18 protein-coding genes are annotated in these 17,717 nt (G+C 71.1%); 9 read left to right on the plus strand and 9 right to left on the minus strand.

Annotated features, from left to right (window positions below):
- Positions 1 to 92: 92 nt before the first annotated feature.
- The 4 genes from AQJ67_RS02145 to AQJ67_RS02160 all read left to right on the plus strand — a co-directional run bounded on the left by AQJ67_RS02145 (position 93) and on the right by AQJ67_RS02160 (position 2,886).
- Positions 93 to 911 (plus strand): alpha/beta hydrolase, encoded by an 819-nt coding sequence (locus AQJ67_RS02145; RefSeq protein ID WP_062716218.1) that lies wholly within the window; start codon positions 93 to 95, stop codon positions 909 to 911.
- 143 nt (positions 912 to 1,054) lie between these two features.
- Positions 1,055 to 1,537: a Dps family protein gene (locus tag AQJ67_RS02150; RefSeq protein WP_062716219.1), complete on the plus strand. Its 483-nt coding sequence runs from the start codon at positions 1,055 to 1,057 to the stop codon at positions 1,535 to 1,537.
- Between the two features lie 113 nt (positions 1,538 to 1,650).
- Positions 1,651 to 1,983: a DUF3140 domain-containing protein gene (locus AQJ67_RS02155; protein WP_062716220.1), complete on the plus strand. Its 333-nt coding sequence runs from the start codon at positions 1,651 to 1,653 to the stop codon at positions 1,981 to 1,983.
- A 96-nt stretch (positions 1,984 to 2,079) separates the two neighbouring features.
- The gene (locus AQJ67_RS02160; RefSeq protein ID WP_062716221.1) at positions 2,080 to 2,886 is read left to right on the plus strand and encodes an SAM-dependent methyltransferase; all 807 of its coding nucleotides are present in this window, start codon (positions 2,080 to 2,082) and stop codon (positions 2,884 to 2,886) included.
- Here the strand turns inward: AQJ67_RS02160 and AQJ67_RS02165 are convergent.
- Entirely contained in the window at positions 2,876 to 4,432 is a 1,557-nt protein-coding gene (locus AQJ67_RS02165; RefSeq protein WP_062716222.1) for a caspase family protein, read from the minus strand. The two genes, AQJ67_RS02160 and AQJ67_RS02165, sit on opposite strands and share 11 nt — an antisense overlap.
- Before the next feature lie 63 nt (positions 4,433 to 4,495).
- On the opposite strand from AQJ67_RS02165, the gene AQJ67_RS02170 reads away from it, so the two are divergent.
- The gene (locus tag AQJ67_RS02170) at positions 4,496 to 4,930 is read left to right on the plus strand and encodes an effector-associated constant component EACC1 (RefSeq protein ID WP_159058702.1); all 435 of its coding nucleotides are present in this window, start codon (positions 4,496 to 4,498) and stop codon (positions 4,928 to 4,930) included.
- Between the two features lie 12 nt (positions 4,931 to 4,942).
- Here AQJ67_RS02170 and AQJ67_RS02175 read toward each other — a convergent pair whose 3' ends face one another.
- The 8 genes from AQJ67_RS02175 to AQJ67_RS02210 form a co-directional block, all read right to left on the minus strand.
- Complete coding sequence (locus AQJ67_RS02175) at positions 4,943 to 5,632, minus strand: SDR family oxidoreductase (protein ID WP_062716224.1); 690 nt, start codon at positions 5,630 to 5,632, stop codon at positions 4,943 to 4,945.
- On the minus strand, positions 5,629 to 6,504 hold the full coding sequence (locus AQJ67_RS02180) for a cupin domain-containing protein (RefSeq protein ID WP_062716225.1): 876 nt from the start codon (positions 6,502 to 6,504) through the stop codon (positions 5,629 to 5,631). Before AQJ67_RS02180 ends, AQJ67_RS02175 begins: the two co-directional genes overlap by 4 nt.
- Positions 6,501 to 7,853: an amidohydrolase family protein gene (locus AQJ67_RS02185; protein ID WP_062716226.1), complete on the minus strand. Its 1,353-nt coding sequence runs from the start codon at positions 7,851 to 7,853 to the stop codon at positions 6,501 to 6,503. Before AQJ67_RS02185 ends, AQJ67_RS02180 begins: the two co-directional genes overlap by 4 nt.
- A 22-nt stretch (positions 7,854 to 7,875) precedes the next feature.
- The gene (locus tag AQJ67_RS02190; RefSeq protein ID WP_062716764.1) at positions 7,876 to 8,856 is read right to left on the minus strand and encodes an alpha-ketoacid dehydrogenase subunit beta; all 981 of its coding nucleotides are present in this window, start codon (positions 8,854 to 8,856) and stop codon (positions 7,876 to 7,878) included.
- Positions 8,844 to 9,821, minus strand: coding sequence for a thiamine pyrophosphate-dependent dehydrogenase E1 component subunit alpha (locus AQJ67_RS02195; protein ID WP_062716227.1), 978 nt, complete (start codon positions 9,819 to 9,821; stop codon positions 8,844 to 8,846). Before AQJ67_RS02195 ends, AQJ67_RS02190 begins: the two co-directional genes overlap by 13 nt.
- On the minus strand, positions 9,821 to 11,158 hold the full coding sequence (locus AQJ67_RS02200) for a M24 family metallopeptidase (protein WP_062716765.1): 1,338 nt from the start codon (positions 11,156 to 11,158) through the stop codon (positions 9,821 to 9,823). Before AQJ67_RS02200 ends, AQJ67_RS02195 begins: the two co-directional genes overlap by 1 nt.
- Before the next feature lie 45 nt (positions 11,159 to 11,203).
- Positions 11,204 to 11,914, minus strand: coding sequence for a helix-turn-helix domain-containing protein (locus AQJ67_RS02205; protein WP_062716228.1), 711 nt, complete (start codon positions 11,912 to 11,914; stop codon positions 11,204 to 11,206).
- 138 nt (positions 11,915 to 12,052) lie between these two features.
- Positions 12,053 to 13,306: a sensor histidine kinase gene (locus AQJ67_RS02210; RefSeq protein WP_062716766.1), complete on the minus strand. Its 1,254-nt coding sequence runs from the start codon at positions 13,304 to 13,306 to the stop codon at positions 12,053 to 12,055.
- 328 nt (positions 13,307 to 13,634) lie between these two features.
- Between AQJ67_RS02210 and AQJ67_RS02215 the strand changes: the two genes are divergently transcribed.
- The 4 genes from AQJ67_RS02215 to AQJ67_RS02230 all read left to right on the plus strand — a co-directional run bounded on the left by AQJ67_RS02215 (position 13,635) and on the right by AQJ67_RS02230 (position 17,717).
- Positions 13,635 to 14,336: a response regulator gene (locus AQJ67_RS02215; protein WP_062716229.1), complete on the plus strand. Its 702-nt coding sequence runs from the start codon at positions 13,635 to 13,637 to the stop codon at positions 14,334 to 14,336.
- 109 nt (positions 14,337 to 14,445) lie between these two features.
- Positions 14,446 to 15,294: a hypothetical protein gene (locus tag AQJ67_RS02220; RefSeq protein ID WP_062716230.1), complete on the plus strand. Its 849-nt coding sequence runs from the start codon at positions 14,446 to 14,448 to the stop codon at positions 15,292 to 15,294.
- Between the two features lie 143 nt (positions 15,295 to 15,437).
- Positions 15,438 to 16,247, plus strand: a complete 810-nt coding sequence (locus AQJ67_RS02225) for an SAM-dependent methyltransferase (RefSeq protein WP_062716231.1) — start codon at positions 15,438 to 15,440, stop codon at positions 16,245 to 16,247.
- 66 nt (positions 16,248 to 16,313) lie between these two features.
- Positions 16,314 to 17,717 carry a type I glutamate--ammonia ligase gene (locus tag AQJ67_RS02230; RefSeq protein ID WP_062716232.1) on the plus strand — a complete coding sequence of 468 codons (1,404 nt, stop codon included), beginning with the start codon at positions 16,314 to 16,316 and terminating at the stop codon, positions 17,715 to 17,717.

Genomic DNA, 17,717 nt, shown 5'->3' on the forward strand with positions numbered 1-17,717 from the left:
GCACCGCTAGTTTTGGACTATAGACCGACCCGCCGCGCCCTGGGAAGATCCCCGGGAACCTTCACCGACGCAGCCGGAGGGGGCGAGGAGACATGGCCGACGCGCGCGAGCACGCCATCGAGGGGCACCGGGGAACGATCGTCGTACGCGAGTGGCCGAACCCTCGGGCCCGATACCTGGCGCTCGTGGTGCACGGCTACGGCGAGCACGTCGGCCGGTACGCCGAGCCGGCGAAGGCCCTGGTCGCGCACGGCGCGGCCGTGTTCGGACCCGATCACGTCGGACACGGGCGGTCGGCGGGTGAGCGCGTGGTGATCGAGGACTTCGAGGACGTGGTCGCCGATGTGCACAGGGCCGTCGGGCTGGCCCGGTCCGCGCATCCGGACCTGCCGGCCGTCATGATCGGGCACTCCATGGGCGGCCTGATCGCGGCCCGCTATGCCCAGCTCCACGGCGCCGGGCTCGCCGCCCTGGTGCTGTCCGGCCCCGTGATCGGCGACTGGGAGCTGCCCCGGCGGCTGCTCGCCCTCGACGAGATCCCCGCCACGCCCATCAGCCCGGCCTCGCTCTCCCGTGACCCCGGCGTGGGCGCGGCGTACGCGGCGGATCCGCTGGTCTGGCACGGGCCGATGAAGCGGCCCACCGTGGAGGCCTTCGCCCGGATGCTCGACACCGTGTCCACCGAGTCCAGGAACGGCGGCATCGGGCAGCTGCCGCTGCTGTGGCTGCACGGCGCCGACGACCGTCTGGTCCCGCTCCCCGGCAGCCGCGTCGGCATCGAGGAGCTGCGCGCGGACGAGACGACCGAGCGGATCTACGCGGGCGCCCGGCACGAGGTCTTCCACGAGACGAACCAGGGGGACGTCCTCACGGACCTGGTCCACTTCCTGGACGGTGCGCTCGCACACTGAGACGCGACGCGTTTGCGGCGGCTCCCCCGGGGCACCCGCGCGGCCATGGGGTGGCGCGGCGCCGCGCCGCGCCGTACCGGCCATGACCAAGCCGGAAGGACAAGGACCAGAAAGACAAGAACGACCATAAGGAGGAGCCCGGTATGACTGTCGTCAAGAGCACGCTGCCCGAACCGGCCCGCCGGGTCGCCGGGGAGGCCCTGCAGAGCACGCTCGTCGATCTCCTCGGACTCTCGCTGATCGGGAAGCAGGCGCACTGGAACATCGTGGGCCCGCGCTTCCGCTCGATCCATCTGCAACTCGACGACGTGGTGTCCGTGGCCCGCTCCTTCGCCGACACGGTCGCCGAACGCTCCGCGGCCCTCGGCCTGCCGCCCGACGGGCGCCCGGAGACCATCGCCGCGGCCTACACGCTGCCCGGTCCCAAGGAGGGCTGGCTGCGCGACACGGAGGTGGTCCAGCTGGTGGTGGACTCCCTCGCGGCGGCCATAGAGCGACTGCGCGAGCGCATCGACGCGACGGCCGAGCCGGACCCGGTGACACAGGACCTGCTGATCGCCATCACGAGCGAGCTGGAGAAGCAGCGCTGGATGTTCGACGCCGAGAACTGGCCGCGCGACGAGTGACCGACCGTACGGAGAAGCCGTACGGGAAGAGCCGTACGGGAAGAGCCGTACGGGAAGAGCCGTACGCCGTACACGCGGCGCACTCGGCAACGCATCGGCAAGGAGGGGCAACCATGACCGACGCCCTGGAACTCGACACGCTGTGGCAGGACTTCCACCGCGTGGTGAACATGACCTCGCAGGAGCTGGCCGCGTGGCTGCGGATCAGTGACGCGGACGAGGAGACCGAACCACTGCCGGACCAGGCGGGCACGCCGACCGGCCAGCACGTTCTCGCCATCCTCCAGAAACGGCGCACGGACCTCACGGACGACGACATCCAGGTGATGTACGACGTGGTGGACACCGTCACCGAGGAGGCGGACCTCGACAACGAGCCCGAGCCCGAACAGACGCGCCGCCGCCACCAGTTGATGACGATCGGCCACGATCCGCTGAAGCCGTGAGCGACGCCGCGGAGGTGGCCGAAGACAGCCTCCGCCGCGCCGCGTGATCGTGGAAGACTGCTCGGACGCCCCGTTCGTCGAGCACAGGAGGCCTGCGTGACCGGGACCGAGCCGGCCGTATCGCGGATCGACACGAGCAGGCCGCACCCGGCCCGGGTCTACGACTGGTTCCTCGGCGGCAAGGACAACTACCCCGTCGACGAGGAACTGGGCCGCCGGATCGCCGGGCTTCAGGGCGACGCCCCACGGCATGCGCGGGCCAACCGCCGGTTCATGGAGCGGGCCACTCGGGCCGTCGTGCGGGAGACGGGGATCCGGCAGTTCCTCGACATCGGTTCCGGCATCCCGACCGAGCCCAACCTGCACCAGATCGCCCAGTCCGTCGTCCCGGACGCGCGCGTCGTGTACGTCGACAACGACCCGATCGTCCTCGCGCACGCGGCGGCCCTGCTGCGCGGCACCCCCGAGGGTGTGACCGAGTACGTGCAGGCCGACGCCCGCGAACCGGAGCGGATCCTCGAACAGGCCGCGTCCGTCCTGGACTTCGACCGCCCGGTCGCCCTCTCCCTGATCGCGCTGCTGCATTTCATCGCGGACGACGACGGCGCCCATCGCCTGGTGGACACGCTGGTCGGCGCGCTCGCGCCGGGCAGTTGTCTGGTGCTGTCGGCGATGACGGCGGACTTCGATCCGGAGAACGTCCGGCGGGGCATCGAGGCCTACACCGCGAGCGGCGTGACGCTGGTGGCCCGTTCGCACGCCGAAGTGGGCCGCCTCTTCAAGGGCCTCGACCTGCTGGAACCGGGGATCGTCTCCCTGTCGGACTGGCGGCTCTCGGCAGAGGGGGAAAGCGGCGACGAAGGGCCCGTGTCGCTGTACGGCGGCGTCGGCGTCAAGAGCTGACGGTCAGGGACGCCGCCCCGCGGCGCATCAGGGAGCGCGAGCCGTCGGCCGGCCTGGCACCGTCCCCCAGGACGGCACTCAGCAGGGCAAGGGACGATCCGAACAGGCTGACACCCGGCACGGAGCCGTGCGTGAGGAAGTCCGCGCCGCCCAGCGCGAGGCTGACGGCGGCCATGGCGGCGAAGTGGCGGTCCGTGGCTCCGAAGTACCAGAGCGCCAACATGATCGTGCTGGCCAGCGCCTGGAACAGAACGTTGATGTCGAAGTCGCCGTAGCCCAGGTTCTCGGCCGGGACGATCACTCCCGCGAAGGAGACGAGTGCTCCGGCGAAGAACAGTGAGTCGTGCAGTCTGTCCAGGACGGCGGCTATGCAGAAGAACATCATGACGCTTTGCAGCAACGCCTGTTCCTCGTAGTTCAGGCCGATCCGGGTCACGGATTCGAACCACAGAGCTCCGAATGCGAAACCTGTCGCGCGGCGGAGCCGCTGGGCCCACGCGGAATTTTTCGGTCCCAGGCCTTCGAATAGGCAGGCGAGTACGCACAGGGCGGCCAGGGCACCGCAGCCGAGGAAGAAGAATTCCGTCTCGGGAGACCAGTCGTAGTAACCGTATGCCATTTCGCTGTACCAGGTCTGACAGGAAAGATAGGCGAACAGTCCCACGAGGGAGGCGGCCAGCAGGAACACTCTCCAGGACAAGCGGTTCCCCAGGGAGGGTTCGGCGAGACCGGGGCCGGCGAATCCCCGGCGACGCAGCCAGTCGAGGAAGGGGCCGGGCGAGGGGTCCGGTTGGTGCGGCACGGCCTGCGACACCGTCTCCTGAGCCGGCCTCTCCGGTCGTTTCGCAATGACGGCGTCGCCCACGCCGTTGACTCTGCGCAGCGGTCTCGGCAGGTCCTTCGGAAGCGTCTGAAGCGCGTAGTTGTAGACGTCCTCCACGACCAGGGTGCCCTCTTCGACGGATCTCGGCTCGGCGTGCCGGAGCCCCTCGACCAGAGCGCGGGTGAACGGACTGGGGTGACCCGCCTCCGAGGCGTCGGCCGCCCGCTGCGAGGCACTCGAGGCCGTCACGACGAAGCGCCCCTTGCCCGCGAGCGGCCCGGGCGACACCTTGGGCGGATCGCCCTTGAAGGCGCCTGAATGACAGCAGTCCAGGATCACGATGACGTTCTGCGACGGGCTCGTCTCCATGTAGCTCTTGAGTTCATTGCCGGAGACGCTGGAAGACGGAAGGAGTTCGATGGTGGTGTCGCGGGCGCAGAGGTGGAGATTCGACCTGCTCGTCTTTCCGTGGCCGCTGTAATAGAAGAGCAGCACGTCATCCGGATCACAGATCTGGAAGAACCGGTTGGCCGTCTTCAGGATCTCGTCCTTGTCGCACTCGAAGAGGACTTCCACGTCCTCGGGAGAGAAGAGTCCGCCCTTTTCCGTATCGGTCAGCGCAGACCACATGGCCAGTCCGTCGCGTACCGGCCCGAGCAGCTTTGGTAGTTTCACCGGCTCGAACGGATACACGGAGTTGCAGATCAGTAGAGCCCGATACATGGCACCCCCGCCCCCCTTATGATCGCGCTCAGGCTACTCGCTTGACGAGGGGGACGAGGGAAAATGGTGCAGCGAACGGAAGTTGCGGTACGACTCGACGTGGCCGGGATCGATCCCGACCACCCGCTGGCCGAGCATGCCTACGACGAGTTCCTGGAAGAGGTCGACGGCGTCGCGGGAGTCGTCGCCGAGGAGCGCGGTACACCTGTCGCCGGTGAGAAGGGCGCGCTGACGGAGCTGGTGCTCGTCCTCATGGCGCCCGGCGCGGGAAGTGCCGTCGTCAACCTGATCAGGTTGTGGCTGGAGCGGGATCAGAAGCGTTCCGTCGAAGTGGCCGTCACGAAGCCCGGGGAGGAGCCGTTCACCGTGCGGGCGTCCGGCGAGAAGATCTCCCTCGGTCTGCTGGAGGAGACCGTCAAGGCGGCCGTCCAGGGTGCGACGGGAGCGGGTACGACGGGACAGGGACCGCAGGACGATACGGGGCAGACGGGCGAGTGAGGCCGGGGCGGCTCAGCCCAACAGCCAGCCCCCGTCCACGCTCAGTTCGACCGCGTTCACCGACCCGTTGCGCAGCAGGAAGTCCACGGCGTCGACCACGTCGGCCATGGTGGCGAGCCGCCCGGTGGGGGTCTCGGTGCGCAGGGTGGTGAGCACCTTCTCCGGCTTGGCCTGCCAGTAGGGGCTGTCGCCGACGACGCCCGGGTGGACGGCGTTGACGCGGATCGGCGCGAGTTCGACGGCGAGGGTGTTCACCAGGCCGCCGACGCCGGCGTTGACCGTGGCCACCGTCGTCGCTCCCGGGTAGGGCCGCTCCTTGGCCTGTCCGCCGAAGAGCACGATCGCGCTGTCGGCGTGGAGCCGGTCCTGCAGCACGTGCACGACCTCGGTGTACCCGACGAGTTTGAGGGTGACGAGCCGCAGTGCGGCGTCGATGTCGTACTCGGTGACCTTGTTGTCGTCGCGGGAGACACCCGCGATCACCAGATGGTCGAGCCGTCCGACGCCGGTCAGCGCGGCGCCGATCTCCTTCGGCCGGCCGAGGTCGAGGGCGAGGCCCCGGGCGCCGATCTCCTGGGCGACGGTGCCGGCGCGCTCGGCGTCACGGCCGGTCAGGACGACGTCGTCGCCGCGCCCGGCCCGCATCCTGGCGAACTCCAGCCCGATCCCGGACGTACCGCCCACCACGAGGACACTGCTCATGACTCCAGGGCCTCCCTCAGGTACTCCCAGTCCCGGGTGAACCGGTAGGAGTGGCGCGGCGGCGGCTGCGGCGCCTGTGTCTCCAGCCAACGCAACGGCCCCTGACCGGCGTTGGCGAAGCCGTGCACACAACCGGCGCCCGCCCAGGCGCAGTCGCCGGGCCCCAGCCGGTACCGTTCGCCGTCGAACACCGCGTCCGCCTCCCCTTCGAGGAACAGGTACGTCTCCTCGAAGGGGTGATCGTGTGTGCCCGCGGCACCGTCGGGCGCGTACTGCACCATGAACATCGTCGAGGCGACCGCGCCCAGGTCGCTGTCGACCATCATCTTCACGGTGATCCCGCTGTATACCAGCAGCGCGGTGCGCATGCTCGCCGACACCGCGAGCAGGTCCTGTGACTGCTTGCCGGGGTCCATCTGCGCGGCCTCGAAGTGGCCGAACGACCGGGTGCGCGGGTCGCGGACGTCGATGCGGACGGGGTCGCGGGCGGGGAGCGCGGGCACCGGCTGGGTGTCGTACCCGTAGCGCGCCCGCGGCACGGGAGCGAGCATGTCGGCCCAGCGTCCGCCCCTGTCCCCGGCGCCGCGCCAGGCGTGCGGGACGCCGGCCGGGAGGAGGCCGTAGTCGCCCTCCTCAAGCAGGTACGCCCCTTCGGGCACGTCGAGGATCACGGCCCCGTAGAGCACATGGAAGCTCTCCTCGTACGAGTGCACATGGGCGGCGACCCTCCCGTCGGGCCGTATCCCGCACAGGCCGAAGCCGGTGTGCGTGCTGCCGTCGCCCTCACCGACCAACTCCCGTCGCCGATAACCGAGTTCGTCGTACGGCTGCTCGGGGAGGTTGGCGGCGCGGCGCACCAGGTGTCGGGTCATGCGGCGCTCTTCGCCTCCTTCGCGGCCAGGAGCCGGTCGCGGGACTCCTCGACCAGGCGCCGGGCCCGGTCCAGGTCGGCGAGGAGCCTGCCGTCGCGCTTGCGGATCACGCCGTCGACGATGACGGTGTCGACGTTGGAGACGTCGGCCGACAGGGTCACGGCGGCGGCCGCGTCGTGCACCGGGGCTACGTTCAGCGCGGTGGCGTCGATCGCTACGACGTCGGCGCGCTTGCCTGGGGTCAGGGAGCCGGTGCGGTCCTCGACGCCGGCGACGTGGGCGCCGTTGCGCGTCGCGATCTCCAGCATCTGACGTGCCGTCAACATAGTTTCCGGGACAGGCAGGTTGGCCTTCCAGCAGTCGGCGTTGACACGGGCTCGCTCGGCGCCGAAGGCCGCGCGGATCTGGGTGAACATGTCGCCAGGCACGGTGGTGACCACGTCGATGCTGAGCGAGGGCCGCAGACCGTACTCGATGGCCTTCATCACGGGCGGCCAGCCGTGCCCCATCTGCAGCTCGACCTGCGGGGCGACCGAGACCGTACCGCCGCTGTCGGCGACCAGTTGCCACTCGTCCTCATGGAAGTAGCAGCAGTGGACGTAGGTGGTGTCGGAGCCGAGGAGCCCCAGGCCGTGGAGCTGCTTGACCATGCCGAAGCGGCCCGCCAGGCGGCCCATCGCCACATGCACGGTGATCGGGATGCCGAGCTCACGGGCGAGGCCCCACTCGGCGGTGACGACGTCGTCGGTGCAGAAGCCGGGGCCGCGGGTGGCCAGGGCCATGGTCAGCAGGCCGTCGTCGGAGGAGAAGTAGGTGCTGCGGATCCGTCGTACGTCGTCGCCCGGGACCGCGATCTTGCTCTCGAACCAGTAGTCGGCGAGCGAGGTGTTGGCGCTGCCGTACGCGTACTGGGCGCGGATGCCGGACTCCGTGAGCCCTTGGATCGCGGCGTCCGGGTGGGCGGGCGTGTTGTTGATGTGCGACCAGTCGACGAGGGTCGTGATGCCGGCGTTCAGGCATTCCAGGGATCCCGCGAGGTTGCCCGCGTACACGTCCTCGGGGGTGTAGAGCGGGGCGAAGGTGTCCAGGATGTCGACGAAGTAGTCGTCGAGGGTGGCGTCGGGGGCGACGTTGCGGATGGGCGCCTCCCAGGTGTGCCGGTGGGTGTCCACGAACCCGGGGATCACGATCCGGCCGGTCATGTCGAGCACTTCGGCGTCGGCGCTGATCTCCGGCCGGACCGCCGTGATCTTCCCGTCCTCGATGAGGACGTCCCCTTGTGGGAGGTCCCCGATGTCGGGGTCCATCGACAGCACGTGTCCTGCGCGCAGGAGTATCCGATGGCGCATCGTTCTTCCTCCCATGGGGTGTTCAGTAGGCGGCGAGACCGCGTACGGCCGCCACGACCTTGTCGACGGTGGGGATGACCTCCTCTTCGAGGGCGTCGGCGAACGGCAGCGGGACGCACTCCCCCGCCAGCCGCCGGACCGGCGCGTCCAGCAGCGCGAACCCCTCGTCGGCGACGACGGAGACGAGCGTCGCGCCCCAGCCGCCCTGGTACGGGTTCTCCTCGACGGTGACGAGCCGCGAGGTACGCCCGAGCGAGGCGAGCACGGTGGCGACGTCCAGCGGCACCAGACAGCGCAGGTCGAGGACCTCGGCCTCGATGCCCTCGCCCGACAGCAGCTCGGCCGCCTTCAGCGCGACCGGCACCATCGAGGCGAGCGCGACGAGGGTGACGTCGGCGCCCTCGCGGACGACGGCGGCGCGGCCCAGCTCGACGACGTGGTCCGGTGGCGGGGGCGGGCCCTTGGTGGCGAGGAGGCCCTTGTGCTCGAAGAAGACGACCGGGTCGTCGCTGCGGATCGCCGCCGCCATCATGCCGACCACGTCGGCGGGGGTCGCCGGTGCGGCGATCTTCAGGCCTGGCACGGTCAGCGCCCAGTTCTCGGTGGCCTGGGAGTGCTGGGCGCCGAAGCCGAGCCCGCCGCCGTTGGCGGTGCGCACCACGAGCGGGACGGTGACCTGACCGCCCGTCATGTACCGCACCTTGGGGATCTCGTTGGCGAGGTAGTCCCAGCAGCAGGCCAGGAAGTCGGAGAACATGATCTCGGCTACCGGTCGCATCCCGGTCATCGCGGCTCCCATGGCCGCCCCGACGATGGCCTGTTCGGAGATCGGCGTGTCCCACACCCGCTTGGGCCCGAACTCCTTGAACAGCCCGACGGTCGTCTTGAACACCCCTCCGGCCTCGCCGATGTCCTCACCCAGGCACACGACGGCCGGATCGCGCCGCATCTCCCGCGCGATGCCCTCGGCGACCGCCTCCCGGTACGTGATCACGTCCGCCACGCCGCACCCCCGTCCGCCCATACGTCGGTCAGCGCCTCGCGCGGATCGGGCGCGGGCCCCGCCTTCGCCGCCTCGACGGCCTTAGCCACGAGGGAAGTCGCCCGCTCGTCCGCCTCGGCGACCACCGCCTCCGGGACTCCCATCTCGACGAGCCGCCCCCGCGCCAGGTCCAACGGGTCGTGCTTCAGCCAGCGTTCGACCTCCTCGGCCGGACGGTAGGTCGCCGGGTCGGCACGGCTGTGCCCGAAGTGCCGGTAGGTCAGCGCCTCCAGCAGCGCGGGCCCGTCTCCCGCCCGGGCCCGCCCCGCGAGCCGGGCCACCACGTCCTGCACGGCGACGACGTCGTTGCCGTCCACCACCTCGCCCGGGATGCCGTACGCGGGCGCCCGGTCTGCCGCGGGCCGTGGCACGGCCGTGACGTCGGCGATCGGCGTGTACTCCATGTACAGGTTGTTCTCGCAGACGAACAGCACCGGCAGCTTCCATACGGCGGCCAGGTTGAGCGCCTCGTGGAAGGCGCCGATGTTGGTGGCGCCGTCGCCGAAGAAGGCGACCGCGATCTGCTCGGTGCCGCGCAGCCTGGCCGACCAGGCGGCGCCGGCCGCCATCGGGAGGTGGGCGCCGACGATGGCGTAGGAGCCGAGCATGCCGGTGGACGCCTTGGTCAGGTGCATGGAGCCGCCCTTGGCCCCGCACAGCCCCGTGGCCCGGCTCATGAGTTCGGCGAGGCACTCCTGCGGGGTGGCGCCCCGGGCCATGGCGTGATGGTGGCCCCGGTAGGTGGCGAAGACGTAGTCGTCGGGCCGCAGGGCGGCGCTCGCGCCGACGGCGACGGCCTCGTGCCCGGCGGCGAGGTGGGTGGTGCCCTTGACGAGGCCCTGCAGGAACAGGTCGTGGGCGGCCTTCTCCGTACGGCGGATGACCATCATCTGCTCGTAGGAGGCGAGGAGTTCGGCCGGTTCCATCAGCCTGCCCCGTTACCGCGGGTGGTGTTGAGGTGGGACTGGGACTCGCGTCGGGTGTTCAGCTCGCCGCCCACCGTCCAGTACTTGCGGCCCGCCACCAGCAGTTCCTCCGCCGGGAACTTGGTGATGACCTCGCAGCCGTCGGCGGTGACGACCAGTTCCTCCTCGATCCGGGCGGCGGACCAGCCGTCGGCGGCGGGCCAGTAGGTCTCCAGGGCGAACACCATGCCCTCTTCGAGGACCTCGGGATGGTCGAGGGAGACCAGTCGGCTGAAGATCGGCTTCTCCCAGATGGAGAGTCCGACGCCGTGGCCGTACTGCAACGCGAACGCGGCCGTCTCGTCGGCGAAGCCGAACTCCTCGGCACTCGGCCAGACTTGGACGATGTCGGCGGTCGTGGCGCCGGGGCGGACGAGCGCGATGGCCTGGTCCATGTACTCCCGGCAGCGGACGTAGGCGTCGCGCTGGGCGCCGGACGCGCTGCCGACCGCGAAGGTGCGGTAGTAGCAGGTGCGGTAGCCGAGGTGGCTGTGCAGGATGTCGAAGAAGGCGGGGTCGCCGGGGCGGATCAGACGGTCGCTGTAGACGTGCGGGTGGGGTGAACAGCGCTCGCCGGAGATCGCGTTGACGCCCTCGACGTACTCGCTGCCGAGGTCGTACAGCACCTTGCTGACGACGCCGACGCACTCGTTCTCGCGCACGCCGGGCCGCAGATGGCCGTACAGCTCCTCGTACGCGGCGTCCACCATCGCGCAGGCCTGGGTCAGCAGGGAGATCTCGTCGCCGGTCTTGATGCGGCGGGCCTCCAGGAAGACCTGCTGTCCGTCGACGACGTCGATGCCCTCGGCGCGCAGGGCGGTGAGGATCGGCATCTCGGCGACGTCGATGCCGAGCGGCTCGCCCGCGAGACCGTGCTCGCGCAGCTCGGCTGCGATCTTCGCGGCCACGTCCTCGGCGATGCCCGCGTCCGGGTGGAAGGCACCGCGCAGGGTCGAGATGCCGGCGCGGGCGCCGGTCGGCGGGCCGCCCTTGCCGTCGCTGTGGTCGAGCCACGGGTTGTAGAGCTGGTGGTGCCGGGCGGCGGAGCCGAAGTCCCAGACGATCGGTTCGCCGCCGCGCACCAGCAGGGCGAAACGGATCAGCTTGTCCATCGCCCAGGTGCCGATGTGCGTGGCGGTCATGTAGCGGATGTTGGCGAAGTCGAAAGTGAGCACCGCGCCGAGCTCGGAGCGGTTCAGGGTCTCGTTGAGGCGGGCCAGCCGCTGCCTGCGCAGCCGGTCCAGGTCGACGCGCTCTTCCCAGTCGACGGCATTGGGTCCGAATGTGCGGATCGCCATGGCGACCACCCCCACTTCGGAGTGAACGACCGTACGCCGCGAGTGTCAAGTGTCACTGAACACGAACCAGACGCCCACGGCCGGTACGTCACCATCATTGCGGTAGCGGTGCGGGGTCGTCGACTCAAAGCAGACCGCGTCGCCGGGGCACAGGGTGTACTCGTCGAAACCGAGGGTGAGGACCAGCTCGCCCGAGGTCAGGTAGCCGTACTCGGTGCCCGGGTGACGCATGAGGCCGCCGGAGCTGGAGGAGGCGCCGCCCGGCCGGTACGTCACCTGGAGGAAGTCGACGTCCGTGCCGGGAACATGGCCGAGACGCTCCCACACCACACCCGAGTCCAGCTCCAGCACCTCCCGGTCGTCCGGCGTGACCAGCGGACCGATACGGCGACCGGGGTCGGCGGCGAAGGCGGCGAGGGCGTGCAGGACGGTGCCCGGGGCTGCGCCGGGGGCCGTGCTGGGGGCGGCCGTGCTGGGGGTGGTCGCGCCGGGGGCGGTCGTGCCGGGGGCCGTGCCCTGGAGCGGGGACACGGCCGCGGGCTCGCCCGCGTCGAAGAGCGCCTCGACGGAGATCGCGAGGGCGGTCGTGATCGCGTACAGCGTGCTCACGGAGGGCTGGCTCTTGCCGGTCTCGATCTGGGAGATCAGGCTCGCCGAAACGCCGACCTCGCGGGCCAGAGCGCGCAGGCTCATCCCGCGCGCGAGGCGCACCTGCCGGATACGTGCTCCAAGGGGTGGTGCGGCGGCGGGTGACACGGACGGCTCCTCCCCCGGTTCTCGGGAGCATTAAGTCGATGCCCTCAAGTGTGCAGCCTCATTGAACAGCTGGGGCCGGTCACAGCGCCAGACCGGCAGGCAGGCGACCCCTCGCGCCACGCCCCCCACTGACGAGCCTCAGCGTTTCGCGGCTGGGAGCACCGCGCGTACCTCCCACCCGGCCCCGGTGCGTGGTCCGGTGTGCAGTTCGCCGCCCAGTGCGGTGACGCGTTCCTTGAGGCCGACGAGGCCGAAGCCGCCGCCGTGTGCGGCTGCCGGGAGTTGGGTGCCGCCGCGGCCGTCGTCGGTGACGGAGACTTCCAGGTGTCCGGCGTCGTCGCGCAGCCGGACCTCGACGTGGGCGGCGTCGGCCGCGTGGCGGCGGATGTTGGTCAGTGCCTCCTGGACGACGCGGAACGCGGCGGCCTGTACCTCGTGGGGGAGGTCGTCGGTGAGGGCGGGGTCGCGGTGCAGGGTGACCTGCTGGACCGGGCTCGCGAAGCCGTCGGCCAGTTCGGCGATGCCGGCGAGGTCGCCGACCGGGCGGTGGTCGGCCGCCTCGGTGCCGTCCCCGGTGTGGCGCAGCACGCCGACGGTGCGGCGCATCGAGGCGAGAGCTTCGGTCGCGGCGCGTTCGATGCCGGCCAGGACCGGGTCGAGCTCCTGCGCCTGGGAAGGGGACTGGGAAGGGGACTGGGACTGAGACTCGGCCCGGCCCGTGGCCTGAACCTGGGGCTGGGCCTGCGCCATCATGCGGGCCACCTGCGTCTGCACCAGGATCCCGGTGACATGGTGGGCGACGAAGTCGTGCAGGTCGGCGGCGATGGCCAGGCGCTCGGCGCGCCGGGTCTCGCTGACGGCGACCGTACGCCGGTAGTCCAGCGAGCGCAGATAGCCCGCGAGTCCGGCGAAGACACCGACCAGGACCAGGCCGACCACGACGAAGGTCAGCGCCTCGTCGTTCCATGCCCCCAGATACCGGACCGGCAACAGCAGCAGCGCGCCCACATCGAGGGCGCCGCACCCCCAGGCCGAGCGGGGCGGGCAGTGCCGTACCGCGACGAACAGCAGGCACAGCAGGATCAGGACCTCGCCCGGCCCGAACAGGTTGGTCGCGCCCGCCGCGAGCGCGGCCGCCGAGTAGAGGATCGAGGCGAGTGCGGGCACAGCGGTACGCACCCGCGGTGTGAGCCACTCGGGCCGCCGCCCGGCAGGCCACAGCACGGCGGACAGTCCCACGAGCAGCATCGCCAGGGTCGGCCAGACGGGGCTCGCGGTCGGCAGCACGCTCGTACCGTCGGCACCCGCGTAGAGGACGTCGACGACACAGGCGGCGAGCAGAACGCCGACGGCGAAGCCCCGGGCGCAGCCGCGGGGGGACACGGACTTCATGCCGATCACGGTAGGTGAGGCCGGGCAGGGCGGGATCGGCCGTTCGGCCGAGGGGACGCCCACTGACGTCGGCCGACGCCGGCCTTACGGCCGAGGCGCGCGCCCGGGCGCACGGGCAAGGCTGGAGCCGCATCCTCACCACGGACATCGAGCCATCGGGGCATCGGGAGATCGGGAGTACGCGATGCAGCGCAGCAGGTTCCTCGCCGCGGTCTCCGGAAGGCACGAACCCGCTGGGCGCGACCCACGTAAGGCATGCACCCCCTGGGCGCGAACCCCGTAAGGCATGCACCCCCTAGGCGCGAACCCCGTAAGGCATGATCGAGCCATGACCGCCCCGACCCCGCCCGGCGCCCCCATCCGCGTCCTGATCGCCGACGACCAGGAGATGGTCCGCACCGGCTTCCGGTTCTTCCTCAACGCCCAGCCCGACATCACCGTGGTCGCCGAGGCCGCCGACGGCGAGGAAGCGGTGACGCTGGCCCGACGGGAGCGGCCGGACGTGTGCCTGCTGGACATCCGGATGCCGAAGCTGGACGGTCTGGAGGCGACCCGGCTGCTGGCCGGGCCCGAGGTGGCCGACCCGATGCGGGTCGTCGTCGTGACGACCTTCGATCTCGACGAGTACGTCTACGGGGCGCTGCGCGGCGGCGCGTGCGGGTTCCTGCTGAAGGACTCGGGGCCCACCCTCCTCGCGGAGGCGGTCCGCGCCGCCGCGGCCGGTGACTCGCTGATCTCGCCGTCGGTCACGGTCCGCCTGCTCAAGCACGTCACCGCCCCGCAGGCCGTCTCCGCCGCGCCGGTGAGGCCGGTCGCAGCCCCCACGGAACCCCTCACCGACCGCGAACTCGACGTCGTCCGCCTGGTCGCCCTCGGCCGCACGAACGCGGAGATCGCCGCCGAGCTGTACGTCTCCCTGTCCACGGTCAAGACGCACCTGTCCAGCGTCCAGCTGAAACTGGCCGCCCGGAACCGCGTCGAGATCGCGGCCTGGGCCTGGCAGCACGGACACGGGCAGCCGGGCGGGTGAGGCGCGGGCCCCGCCGCGGGGGCTCACTCGAACGGGCCGGTGCCGGTGGTGGGCCGCCGGGTGCGGTGGTGCCCTGAGGACATTCGTCACGTTCTCAGGAGGCACTCCGATGACCCGTCGTCCGACCCGACTCGTCCGCGTCCTCTCCTCGGCCGTGGTCGCGGGCACCCTGGTGACCACGGCGGCCTGCTCCTCCGACGAGGACAAGGACGGTTCACGGTCCTCGGGCGTCACGGCCTCACCCGCGGCCCGCAAGCAGCCGACCACCTCGCCGGCGACCTCACCCACTGGCTCGCCCAACGCGGTCCTCACCGAGTCCGGTGCGCAGACCGCGCTGATCACCGAGGCGGACATCGAGGACGACTGGACGCAGGTCAAGGACACGGAGGCCGAGAACTGGCAGGACAGCCTGCTCATCGGCACGGTCGACGTCTCGGACTTCCTCACCGCCAAGGCCGACGCCGCCGACTGCCAGCGGCTCATGGACTCCCTCTTCGACGACGACCTGCTGGGCAAGCCCTCGGGCGCGAACGCGCTGCGCGGCTTCACCCAGGGCGACTCACGTCTGCTGTACCAGGTCGCCGCGTACGACCGGACCGATCCGCAGGGCGCCTTGAACTGGATGGCCGAACTGCCGGACAAGTGCGACCAGTTCACGATGACCGAGAACGGCGAAGAACGCACCGTCCAGGTCGTCGACACCTCGCTGCCCGACGTGGGCGACGCCCGTGAGGGCCTGCGCGTGACGGTGCGGGGCGAGACCGACGGCAACGACGCCACGCTGACCCTGGACGTCGCCGCCGTACGCGTCGGCAACGACGCGATCACCGTCACCTCGGGCGGTCTCGACGGGGACGAGCACGACTCCATGGAGCAGGCGGTGCAGCTCGGCACCCAGCGCCTCAAGGACGTCCTGGCCGGCAAGACGCCGGCCGCGAGCCCCAGCGAGATCGAATAGCGGCAGCTCTCCCTCCTCGCACCGCCCTCCGACCCGCCAACCACCCTGCTCGCTCTGCCGATTCCCAGGACAGCGTGATCAACGGGGCGGCACAATGGCGGCGATGGCCGGTTTCGGTCGTGCGTGCGAGGAGAGGACGAGTCGTGAGTGATGGCCACACCCCGTCGGGCGGGTCGGCGAGGCTGAACACCGGTGTGGCGCACAACGCGCGCGTGTGGAACTACTGGATCGGCGGCAAGGACAACTACGAGGTCGACCAGCAGGTCGGTGAGCAGGTCGCCGGCATGTTCCCGATCATCCGGGACATCGCCCGCGCGGACCGCGACTTCCTCGGCCGGGCCGTGCGCTTCGTGGCCGAGGAGCGTGGCGTGCGGCAGTTCCTGGACATCGGCACCGGGCTGCCGACGGCGGACAACACCCATGAGATCGCCCAGCGCGTCGCCCCCGACTCCCGGATCGTGTACGTCGACAACGACCCGATCGTCCTCGTGCACGCCCGCACCCTGCTGACCGGCACCCGCGAGGGCGTCACCGCCTACATCGACGCCGATGTGCACGACCCGGACGCCATCGTCGAACGCGCCGCCCAGACCCTGGACTTCACCAAGCCCGTCGCCGTGATGATGCTGGGCATCCTCAACTTCGTCCTGGACTACGACAAGGCCCGCGAGATCGTACGGCGCGTCCTGGCCGCCGTACCCTCCGGCAGCCACCTGGTCCTGACGCACCCGACCTTCGACTCCGCGCTCGGCGGCGAGGGCCAGATCCCGGCGATGAAGTTCTGGAACGAGAACGCCACGCCGCCGATCACGGCCCGCAGCGGCCCGGACATCGCCGCCTTCTTCGAGGGCCTGGAGCTGCTGGAGCCCGGCATGGTGTCCTGCTCGCAGTGGCGGGCCGCCGACTCTCCCGCTCCGGTGCCGCAGTACGGCGCGGTCGCCGTGAAACCCTGACGCCCAGCAGGGACCGCACGGACCGGCGCGGACCGGCCGAGCTCGTCGAGGAGACCGGGAGACCGTATGACCACCCTTGCCGATCCCGTCCCGGGAGGGCGTCCCGGTGACGTGGAGCGGGCCGGCGCGCTGAGCGGCGAGCTGTCCGGGCGGGGCGTGCACGGGATCGTCCTGGCCTACGTCGACACGGCTGGCGTCGGCCGGGTGAAGACGATCCCGACGGCGAAGCTGGCCTCGGCGGCCGCCTGGGGCGTCGGTATGTCACCGGTGTTCGACACGTTCCTCGCGAACGACTCCATCGTCACCACCGACGTCCTCGGCTCCCCGGACGGCGACCTGCGCCTCTACCCCGACCTCGACCCGCTGGTGGAGCTGTCCGCTCAGCCCGGCTGGGCGTGGGCGCCGGTCGACCGGATCTCCCAGGAGGGCGAGCGGCATCCCGCGTGCAGCCGCACCTTCCTGCGGCGGACGGTCCGGGAGGCCGCCGAGCGCCACGGCATCACCTTCCGGGCGAGCATCGAGATCGAGTGGGCCGTCGCCCGGCCTCCCGGCGTCGACGGCGAGTTCGTTCCGGCGGTGACGGGTCCGGCGTACGGCGCCACCCGCCAGGTCGAGTTGAGCGACTGCGCCGCCGATCTGCTGGCGGCGCTCGCCCGGCAGGGTGTGGAGGTCGACCAGCTCCATCCCGAGTACGCGGCCGGGCAGTTCGAGCTGTCGGTGGCCGCGCTGGACCCGGTGGCGGCGGCCGACCGCAGCGTGCTGGTACGGCAGACGATCCGGGCGGTGGCGCAACGCCACGGCCTCGCGGTGTCCTTCGCCCCCGCCGTCCTCGGGCAGGGCGTCGGCAACGGCGGCCACGTCCACCTCTCCGTCTGGCGCGACGGCGTCAACCTGCACGCGGGCGGTGACCGCCGCCACGGCATGCGCCCGGAGGCCGAGTCCTTCGCGGCCGGTGTGCTCACCCACCTTTCCGCCCTCACCGCGGTGACCGCCCCGAGCCCGGCGAGCCACCTGCGTCTGAGGCCCTCGCAGTGGGCCGGGGTGTTCACCGCGTGGGGCCGCGAGACCCGCGAGGCGGGGCTGCGCGTCGTCACCGGCACGGCGGGCCATCACGACCAGGCGGCCAACCTGGAGGTCAAGCCGGTGGACCTGGCCGCCAACCCGTACCTCGCCCTCGGCTGCCTGATCGCCGCCGGCCTGGACGGACTGGCCTCGGACGCCCGCCTGCCGGAGGAGACCACCGGCGATCCGGCCCGTCTGAGTGCGCGGGAGGCAGCCGCCAGAGGTGTCCGGAGGCTGCCGACCTCCCTCGGCGAGGCCGTCGAGGAGTTCCGTGCGAACGAGCCGCTGCGCGCCGCGCTGGGCCCGGTCCTCGCCGACGCCGTCATCGCCGTACGGCAGGGAGAACTCGCCTCCGTGGCCGGGCTGGACGACGACCGGGTGGCGGCGGCCTACCGCTGGAAGTACTGA

Source organism: Streptomyces caeruleatus (assembly GCF_001514235.1).
GTDB lineage: Bacteria > Actinomycetota > Actinomycetes > Streptomycetales > Streptomycetaceae > Streptomyces > Streptomyces caeruleatus.